Source organism: Gemmatimonadaceae bacterium (assembly GCA_035606695.1).
Lineage (GTDB): Bacteria > Gemmatimonadota > Gemmatimonadetes > Gemmatimonadales > Gemmatimonadaceae > JAQBQB01.
The window spans coordinates 86,257-95,810 of sequence record DATNEW010000015.1 but is presented as its reverse complement, the minus strand read 5'-3'; the positions used below and the strand labels follow the sequence as shown (position 1 = coordinate 95,810).

The window sequence follows — 9,554 nt, the reverse complement described above, 5'->3', positions numbered from 1 at the left end:
GCGCTACTCGGGTTGCGATTCGGCGAAGAGAACGATCGCCCGCTGCGGAATGAACGGTTGGGAAGTTTCGACCAGCCCCTTCCTGGACACGACTTCCGGATCGAACACCCACGGCCCGTTGTGTTCCTCCTGCCGCAGGCGTCCCGCCTTGTACGCGAACGCTGCGGGCGAGCTGCTCGCGCTCTTGAACGCAATCGTCGAGTCGTTCGCGACACTGACGCTTCCCTTCACGCCGAGATCGATGTAGGCGCCCACGTCGCCCATGATGTCCGTGCTGAATGCCTTCCGGTCGCTTCGTGTCATGAGCAGCTCGCGCGCATACGCATACTGATAGGCGATATGGAGCTGTCCGGCGTCGAGATATTTCTGCGGAATGCCCGCGGTCTTCATTCCGCGAATGATCGGATCGAGGGATGCCGGATCGACCCGCTTGTACGTCACGCCGGTAAATGAGAATGCAAACGACGTCGTGCCGGCAAACCCCAGGTCGATCTTCGGCACGGCGGAAATGCCGATGGCACGGAGCGCGTTCTCGAGAAAGCTGATCGACGCGTCGAGCTTCTTGTCCGACGTGTGCTTGTACGAGATGTCCGCCAGCTCGCCCTCCTCGACCTCGACGTTCTTCGCCGCAGCCAGATACTTGGCGAGCGGCCCACGACGCACGAGACGCTGAGTTTCGGGCGCATAGTTGTACAGCTCGGGCGGTTCGAAACCCGTTTCGGGCAGAAAGACGGGCTGGAAACCGAGGCGATTGAGCTCCCGGACGAGGGCGTCGGGCATAGCGATTCCTTGAGGAGGTGGCGCCCGAGCGAAAGGATCCGGGGCGTAGGAATGCCAGGCAATAATCGATCAGGCACGGGCGAGCCACAAGATGGGCTCGCGCCATGGAGGATTAGAGCGCTCTAATCCTTCTCGTAGTCGCCGACTCGGCTCGCGCTCGTCCAGGCTCCCCCGCACGCCACGCCCCGGCGCTCCACTTGACATTCTAAATGAGGCCCGGTAGGCTCTCACTAGATACTCTAAATGAGGCCCGGTGACCCACACCGATCTCGATTTCCTCCGTGGATCGCTCGACGTCATCGTGCTGCGCACGCTGGCCGGCGGGCCGGCGCACGGACTCGCCATCGCCCGGTGGATCCGCGTCGTGACCGACGACGCGCTCCAGCTCGACGAAGGCTCGCTCTACCCCGCCCTCTACCGCATGGAGAATCGCGGGTGGATCCGCGCCACCTGGCGCGTGACCGAGAACAACCGCCGCGCCAAATACTATTCCCTCACCATGCTCGGCCGCCGGCAGCTCGCTGAGCAGACGGTGACCTGGAATGCCTTCGTCGGGGCCGTGGCGAAAGTGTTTGCCGCGAACACGTCGGCTTCCCCCGCCCCGGTCAAATGAGTCGCCTCGACGACGGACGCCACACGCCGTGGTATCGCTACGTCCGCTTCTGGGGAACGAACGTCCGCGCCGACGTCCGCGACGAGATCGACTTTCACATGGAAGGCGTGGTAGAGGAGCTGCGCGCCGCGGGGCTCAGCGAGGCCGACGCCCGCCGCGCCGCGCGTGAGCGGTTCGGCAACGTGCGGCGCGTCGCCGACAGCATGCGCCAACTCGCCGCCCGCCGGGAGCAATCGACCGAGATGATGGAACTCTTGAGACGACTCGCGCAAGGCACGCGGCAGGCACTCCGGCGCCTCGCCCGCGAATGGCGGTACTCGCTCGCCGTGGTCGGCATCCTCGCCGTCGGCATCGGTCCCGCGGCCGGGATGATCTCCGTCATCACCAACGTTCTGCTCAAGCCGCTCGACTATCGAGCGCCGCAGCGACTTGGCATGCTGCGCGTGAGTCTCGCGCAACTACGGAATCATCCCGGACTCGCGCCGGGCGAAGTGTACACCATGCGCCAGGACAGCATCTTCGACGACGTCGCGATCGAGACGCGCCAGGCCGAAGTGTCGATGGGTCCGCCCGGTCAGCTCGTCCCGCTTTCGCAACTCGGCGTCTCCACCGAGATGCTGTCGATGCTCGGCGTGCATGCCTACCTCGGTCGCGTGTTCTCGACGGAAGATTTCGTGCCGTTGAGCGCGCAGAATCAGTCGTTCGGCTCGGCACCGGGCGCGCCATCCGCGGGGCCGCCGCAGCGGATGATGATCGACTACGACACCTGGCAGACGCACTTCTCGAGCAATCCGAACGTCATCGGGACGTTCGTGCCGATCAATGGAACGCCGACGCAGATCATTGGCGTGCTGCCACCGGGCTTTCAGCTGATCACCGGACGCGCCGCTCCGAGCCGAGTGGACGTGTACACGGCGTTTCCGCTGCCGCAATTCTGGAACGCGTGGATGTTTCCCACGATCGCGCGGCTCAAGCCGGGCCAGACATTCGAGCAGGCGCAGGCGGCGCTCGACGCCATCGCGCCGCGCATCAAGCGCGAGCATCCGGAGTTCTACGAGGGCGAGCTTCACTTCACCATCACGCCGCTGCTCGACGACATGACGCAGAGCACTCGTCCGGCATTTCGCGCCGCGGGCGCGGCGGTGATCCTGCTCTTCATCATCGCGTTCGCGAACGCCACGGCGCTCGTGCTCGCGCGCATGCGGGCGCGAGAGACGAGCTTCGCCGTCCGCTACGCGCTCGGCGCCACGCCGCGCGCGCTCGTGGCCCATGCGTTCGGTGAGAACTTGCTGCTCGCCGTGGGCGGCGCCATCGCCGGCGCGGCGCTCGCCGTCGCGACGGTGAGCGGCATACGTACTCTCATTCCACACTCGGTGCCGCGTTGGCAAGCGGTCGCCGTCGGCTGGGACCAGCTGCTGTGGGCGGCGGCCCTCAGCGTCGTCGGACTCCTGTTGTTGGGCCTCGCGCCGCTCTGGCGCGTCGCTCGCGGACGCGGCTTTTTGTCGCTGCGATCCGGTTCGGCGCAGGGCGGTGCCGCGGAGAGCGCGCGATCGCGACTCGTGCTCGTCGGCGCACAGATGGCGCTCACGGTGGTGCTGGCGTTCGGCTGCGTGCAATTGGCGCGAAGCGCGGTTCGCCTGCGGCATATCGACTTGGGCTTCGACGCGAACGTGCTGACACTCCGCGTTGCGTATGACTCGAAGCGATATCCGACGGGCGGAGCGCGAGCCGCGCTCTATCAGCGCATTCGTGATCGCGTACGCCAGGTTCCCGGCGTGACGGACGCCGGCGTCGTCACGCATGTGCCGCTCAGTGGCTCGACGATGATGGACGGCTACGAAGCGGATCTGAGCAAGGAGACGTCGTTCAAGCAGGGCGCGAACTACCAAGGGGTGACGCCCGGATATTTCCGTACGATGCGTATTCCAATCCTCCAAGGGCGCGATTTTACGGACGAGGAAGATCGCGATACGCTGCCCGTGATCATCGTCGACGAGTCACTCGTGCGCACCGTCTTTCCGCATGAACGGAGCGCGATCGGAAAGACGCTGCGGCTCGGGTGGGGATTGCCCAACGCGCGCATCGTCGGCGTGGTCGGTCACGCACGCACGATCGATCCCGGCCGCGCCGTGCGGCCGCAGATCTATTGCCCAATAGGCAATCTGTTCCAGCAGGCGGGAATCGTGGTTGCGCGCACGCAAGGCGATGCACGAGCGCTGGCCCCCGCCATCACCAGCGCCATACACGACGCGGGGCCCGGGCGCGCCGTCTCGAACGTCGCGATGCTCACGGAGAACGTGACGGCGGCGACGAGCACCCTGGTTGCCGTCACGGGATTGGTGACCGTGCTCGCGGCTTCCGCCGGGCTCCTCTCGGCGGTCGGACTCTATCTCGTCGTCGCGTTCGTGGTGCACGAACGCCGGCGTTCCACGGCGATTCGCGCCGCACTTGGCGCGACCGCGCCGCGTGTGATGTGGGAGAATTTCCTCACGAGCGCCGGCGTGCTCGGTGTTGCACTGCCGTTGGGGACGATCGCGGCGTTGCTGGTGAGCCCAGCGTTGGACGATCTCGTCTACGGCGTGAGAAGCCGTGATCCTCTGAGTTTGGCGGCCGCGATTGTAGTTGCCGCGCTCGCGGGATTGCTCGGGACGTACGTGCCGCTCAGACGGGCCGCCAATGTCAACGTGCTCGAGGCGTTGCGGGAGGCGTAGGCCGGCAACCAGCGGACAGATCGCGCCGGTTCGAAACCGGTCGTTGAGGCGAATTCGCTTCAGTTGGCGCCCCGCTGGCCGATAATCCCTTACGGGGGTCAGAAGTCTCCGGCTCGAGAGGCAGCACGACGGCTTCGTCCGCGCGTGTGAGCGTGCAGCCCGGCGTCCCCGGCGCCCTACGATAACGCTCCTCGCTCACAAGTCAGGTAACGATGCCACGGTCCCCGATGCTGGGTTCCATTCGCGCTCGCCTGCGGTTCGCTGCCGCGGGAATCGCGGTCGTGTTGTTCGCGGCCGCGACGGTCGGCGTGCTCACGCTGCAGCGGCTCGCGCGCGACATTCAACGCGCCGAAACGGCCGAAGCGCGCGTGCAGGATCTCACCAGCCGCTTCGCGCTCGACGTGGCAGACGAGCTTCGCGCGGGCGACCAATATCTGCACACGGCCGATGCCGTCTCCGACGCCGCGTTTCGCTCCCGCGGGCGAGAGGCGCACCGGGTGCAGGCCGCGCTCGTGCGCTTGCAGGGAACGGGCGTGCCGCACGACAGCGCATCCGACGCCGAGCTGCTCGCGCGCATCGACGCCGAGCTCTCCGTCATCGAAAGCGTCTACGCGCGAGCGCATCGCCTGGTCGACATCGGCGCCGGGAGCACCGCCACCACCATCGTCGGGCGCGCGGACACGCTCGAGTCGCAATTGCGCGAAGACGTGTCGGTGCTCGCCAGGAACGAGACGACTCGCGTCACGGAGTTCGCGCATTCCGTCCGGCGCGAAGCCATGGCCAGCTCGGCGGTGTTGATGGCGCTGCTCGTCGGCGCCATCGGTCTGGTGGCCCTGCTCACGTGGCAGGTTGGTGCGTCGATGTCGCGCCCGCTCGCCGTGCTCGTCGCGCACGCGAACGCGTTGCAACAGGGCGAGCGCGAGATGCACACCGCGTCGGAGGGAATGCCGAGCGAGTTTCGCGTGCTCGCCAACGCGATGAATCAGGCGTCGCAATCGCTCGCGTCGCTCGCGCGCACGGAAGAGGCCCTGCATCAATCCGAGAAGCTTGCCGCCATCGGCACGCTCATCTCCGGTGTGGCCCACGAGTTGAACAACCCGCTCCAGGCGGTGTTGCTCACCTCGGAGCTGCTCAAGGCCGAAGCGACTGATTCGGAAACGCGCGCGGAGCTCGCGGCGATCGGCGAGCAGGTGCTGCGCGCGCGCACGATCATCTCCGACTTGCTCAAGACGGTGCGCACCGACACCGTGGTACGAGATGCCGCGCCGCTCGAGGGCACGCTTCGCGACGTGGAGCGCGAGCTTTCGACCATCGCCGCGCGGTATGGATCGGACGTGGAGCTCATCGTGAACGGGCCGCTTCCGCCGCTCGTCGTCGAGCGCGTCGGGTTCGTGCAGGTGATCACGAACCTCGTGGCCAACGCCGGTGCGGCGGCCCTCGAGGGCGGCCGTATTCGCGTGACCGCGCAACGATGCGGCGGCGGTTGCGAGATTCTCGTCGACGACTCGGGCCCCGGCATCCGACCCGAGGTGCACGGCCGCATCTTCGAGCCGTTCTTCTCGACCAAACCGGTTGGCAAAGGCACTGGACTCGGCCTCTCCGTGTCTCGCGGCATCATCGAGAGCATGGGCGGCACGTTGACCGCGGAGTCGCCGGGTGGCGGCAATCTCACCGGCGCTCGCTTCCGCGTCTTCATCCCGTCCGGACGCCATCGACCGAACACGAAGCTCGCGCCTCGAGCGTCTGCCGAAGCGCCTCCGCAGCCGGCGACACAATCTGACCGGACCGCATCCGCTGCGCCGGCGCGCATCGAACCTCGTGCGGCGTGCCGCATGTTGGTCGTTGAAGACGAGCCGGCGATTCGGACCGTGCTCGAGCGCCTCTTCCGCCTTCGCGGCTGGACCGTCGACGTCGCGTCGAACGGCGACGAAGCATGGTCAGCGATCAACGAAAGCGTGATCGAGGACTCGCCGTACGGCGCGATCGTCTGCGATCTGCGCATGCCGGTGCTGTCCGGCATGGAGCTTCACGACCTGCTGCAGCGCGAGCAGCCTGATTTGTTGAACCGCCTCGTGTTCCTCACCGGCGACATCGTCGGCGCGGACGTGCGCGCCTTCGTCGAGCGCACCAGGTGCCGAATTCTCTCGAAGCCGCTCGACGTCGCCGATCTCGATCGCGTCGTCGCCTCGATCGCGCGCGCCGCCGGCGCCACCGTCACCCAACGTGAAACCGGAGCCTGGCATGTCTCGGCATAAGGCGGCGCTGCTGATCGCGTCATTCGCATCGTTGCTCGGCGTGAGTTGTACGCGTCGCGACGATGCGTACTGGGTCGGCGCCGTCGGACAGTATGCCGGCGATGAGGCGGCGCGCGAAAACCTGCGCGGCATCCAGCTCGCCGTGAGCCAAGTGAATCGATCCGGCGGCATTCACGGACACCTCGTTCGTCTCGTGACGAAAGACGACGCTGGACGAGGCGACCTCGCCGCGCGCATCGCGCACTCTTTCGTCGCCGACGAACGCGTATCGGTTGTCGTCGGACACACGACGTCCGCCGCGATGATCGCCGCCGCGCCCGTGTACGACAGGCATCTCGTCGCGATCGCCACGACGGCGTCGGCTCCCGCGCTCACCGGCATTTCGCCATGGGTGTTTCGGGTCATTCCGAGCGACTCCGTGACCGGCGCGCGGTTGGCGCGTTTCGCGGCTTCGCGCGGGTGGCATCGCGCCGCGATTCTCTACGAGAACGACGTCTATGGGCGCGGCCTGGCCGACGCGTTCAGCGGCGTCTTTCCGGGTACCATCGTGTCGTCCGATCCGATCGTGCCCGACGCCGCCGACCTGCCGACGTTCGTTCGATTCTACGAGCGCTTCACGCCGGACGTGATCTTCGTGATCACTCGTCCGAGTTACGTGCCCGCGTCGTTGCGCGATGCGTTGGCGAACAAGCACCTGCCCGTCGCGATCGTCGCCTCCGAGGGATCCACGGATCTCGAGCACGACGTTGCGCGCGCCGAGGACATCTACACGAGCGCGCCGTTCAGCAGCCTGCGTGATGGTGGCGATCGCGGCGAGTTCAAGCGCGACTACGAGGCGGCATTCGGCAATCCGCCGATGCAGGAGGCGGCGCTCGCCTACGACGCGGCGGTTACCGCGTTTGCGGCGCTCGCCGCGGTTGGTCCGGATCGCGCGGCGATCCGCGGGTACTTGCGCGCGCTGGACAACGACACCGCGCCGATCGGCGCGACCGGGCGGGTCTACTTCGACTCGCTCGGCGATCGCCGCGCGCTGGGCGGCGTGCTGTTGCAGGTGAAGCGGGGGCACGTCGTCGCGCTCGCGGACACGTTGCGCTGACTTCGTCTCCGGCATCATCGGCGAGGTTCGATCCGTCGGCGTCGACCGTCCGCTCCTGCATGGCGAACGATCGCCGAGCCTAGACCCTGCCGACGATGGTCGGGCGCAATCCATGAATCGCCCGATGACTGCCGTCACGCACAGGAACGGGGTTACGCTCGACTCCAACGAGTTGCTCTAACGAGTTGCATCGGCACGGGACAGGCGACGACGCTCGAGAAGGTCAGCGAGGCGCAGGACGCGCCGTGATGAAATCGGGAAGGCGCATCTGCGCGACGCAGGTCGTATCGACGGCGCGCGGATCCGCCGCGTCGAGAAAGGCGCGCTCCATCGCGTCGATGCATGCGCCGCGCGGGACGTGCCCGCCCGGCGCGACGACGTGAATGCTGTTCGACAAATATCTCGCGGCATCGGCGGTGAACTTCGCGGGGGCAACGGGGTCGACGTTTCCGGAAAGCAGGAACACCGGGACATCCGCCCGAACCGGGTCGCCGTAATTCTCGGATAGCTTGCCGCGCGGCCAGCCGGCGCACGCCGCGATCTGTTCGCGCACGCGGCTGTCGCCGAGATACGTATGCGCGGTCTCGCGCTCGATCGTCCGCGGGTCGATGCGCGACACGTCTTCGGTACACGTGATGGCGAGCAGGAACCCAAAACGAATACTCGAGCGGAGTTGGCGATTGGACTGAATTGCCGCGGCGGCGAAGGCGCCGTAATCGCCCTCGAACGCGCGATGTACGAGCATCGGAACGGCCAGCGAGCGTGGTGCGGAATACGTCATGACACGAAGCGCCTCGGCAAATTGCGGCCAGGTGAACGGCACGGTCGTGGAATCCGTGCCCGAACCCGCCACAACGCGCACCGCCGCGGGAGCGCGCTTCAGGCGATTCATCACCGAGTCCAGCTCGGAGGCGACATTGGGGAAGCTCGTGTGACATGCCGCTTGCCGCTGGCACTCAGCGAAGAGGGAGTCGATCGCGTCCTGCGCCGTGCGGGCATGCGGCAACGGGTTGAGGAGCGACACCGGCGCCGTTCCCTCGAGGATCGCGCTGCGCACCGTCTCGGGATGCGTGCGAAGCCACAGATACTCGACGCGCGTTCCCCACGAGGCCGCCCACAGGTCGACCTTTGCGTAGCCGAGCGCGCGACGAACCTCGTCAAAGTCCTCGACGATCGCGGGCGTCGTGTAGAATCGGAGATCCACTTTCTTCCGCAGGCCATCGCGGCAGGCGTCGATCCTGTCCTTCGGAAACAGCGTCTCGAGATACTCCGCGGCGCCGAGGGCAGGTTTCGACATGTCGCAATCGAGCCGGCTTGGGCCGCTCGTGCCGCGGTGGTCGGCGATGACGATGTCATGGTCGTCGCGCATCCACGAGAACCACGCGCGCGGTACGAGTGCCTCGGAGTTCGTGGTGCCCGGGCCGCCGGGTGAAACGAAGATGACCGGGTCGGCGGCGGGATGCGCGGTGCGCGACGGCACCACGATCACCACGAGCGGGATGGTGCGGCTTCGCGGATCGTTCCGATTCTCGCGCACCGGATATGTGCCGCACTTGAGCTCCGCATCGATATTGGGAAATCGACATGGCGAGAGCTGCAACGACTGGGCGGCGGCGGGAGCGCCTGTGGCGACGAGCAGACTGACTGTCACGGGAAGGAGTCGCATGCTCGGTACAATAGCACGCGCCGCCGGAACGGCCGTGCGTTAGATGTGGCGGAAATGTGAAATCCTTGTATGCGCCTTCAGTACGAGCCGCGTCGCCGACTGCGACTGCGAGAAAAGCGCGCCGTCGGTACTGATTCAATCCGCTCATGCGGGTTCGCGATTCGACATCTCGAACGCGAACGCGAGCATCTGACGAGAGTCAGCGAAAACCTTTCGGCCGCTACGAAACGCGGCGAACGCGTCGAGATTCGCGCGAATACCAAGAGCTTGGACATCGCCAACGCGGCTAACCAATATCTTGCCGACCCAAGCAGCCAAAGCGCGATTCGATTCCTGCTTGCAAGCAGAAAGTGCGAAGGCGCCGTGGATGCGCGCGCGGACCTCTTCAATCGAATGATCTCGGTTCTCCGGAAGCAGGCCGTGAATCCGGCAT

At 66.5% G+C, this 9,554-nt stretch carries 6 protein-coding genes; 4 read left to right on the top strand and 2 right to left on the bottom strand.

Annotated elements, in window-relative coordinates:
- Window positions 1–3 precede the first annotated feature (3 nt).
- On the bottom strand, window positions 4–780 hold the full coding sequence (locus VN706_05435; protein HXT15049.1) for a hypothetical protein: 777 nt from the start codon (window positions 778–780) through the stop codon (window positions 4–6).
- Between the two features lie 253 nt (window positions 781–1,033).
- Here VN706_05435 and VN706_05430 point away from each other — a divergent pair, with 253 nt between their 5' ends.
- From VN706_05430 to VN706_05415, 4 genes are all read left to right on the top strand, one after another.
- Window positions 1,034–1,393, top strand: a complete 360-nt coding sequence (locus VN706_05430) for a PadR family transcriptional regulator (protein ID HXT15048.1) — start codon at window positions 1,034–1,036, stop codon at window positions 1,391–1,393.
- Window positions 1,390–4,104 (top strand): ABC transporter permease, encoded by a 2,715-nt coding sequence (locus tag VN706_05425; protein HXT15047.1) that lies wholly within the window; start codon window positions 1,390–1,392, stop codon window positions 4,102–4,104. The genes VN706_05430 and VN706_05425 overlap by 4 nt, the downstream gene beginning before the upstream one ends.
- 212 nt (window positions 4,105–4,316) lie before the next feature.
- Window positions 4,317–6,359 carry an ATP-binding protein gene (locus VN706_05420; GenBank protein ID HXT15046.1) on the top strand — a complete coding sequence of 681 codons (2,043 nt, stop codon included), beginning with the start codon at window positions 4,317–4,319 and terminating at the stop codon, window positions 6,357–6,359.
- Complete coding sequence (locus VN706_05415; GenBank protein ID HXT15045.1) at window positions 6,346–7,455, top strand: ABC transporter substrate-binding protein; 1,110 nt, start codon at window positions 6,346–6,348, stop codon at window positions 7,453–7,455. Before VN706_05420 ends, VN706_05415 begins: the two co-directional genes overlap by 14 nt.
- Before the next feature lie 223 nt (window positions 7,456–7,678).
- Here the strand turns inward: VN706_05415 and VN706_05410 are convergent, their stop codons facing one another.
- Entirely contained in the window at window positions 7,679–9,121 is a 1,443-nt protein-coding gene (locus VN706_05410; protein ID HXT15044.1) for an alpha/beta hydrolase, read from the bottom strand.
- Window positions 9,122–9,554: the final 433 nt, after the last annotated feature.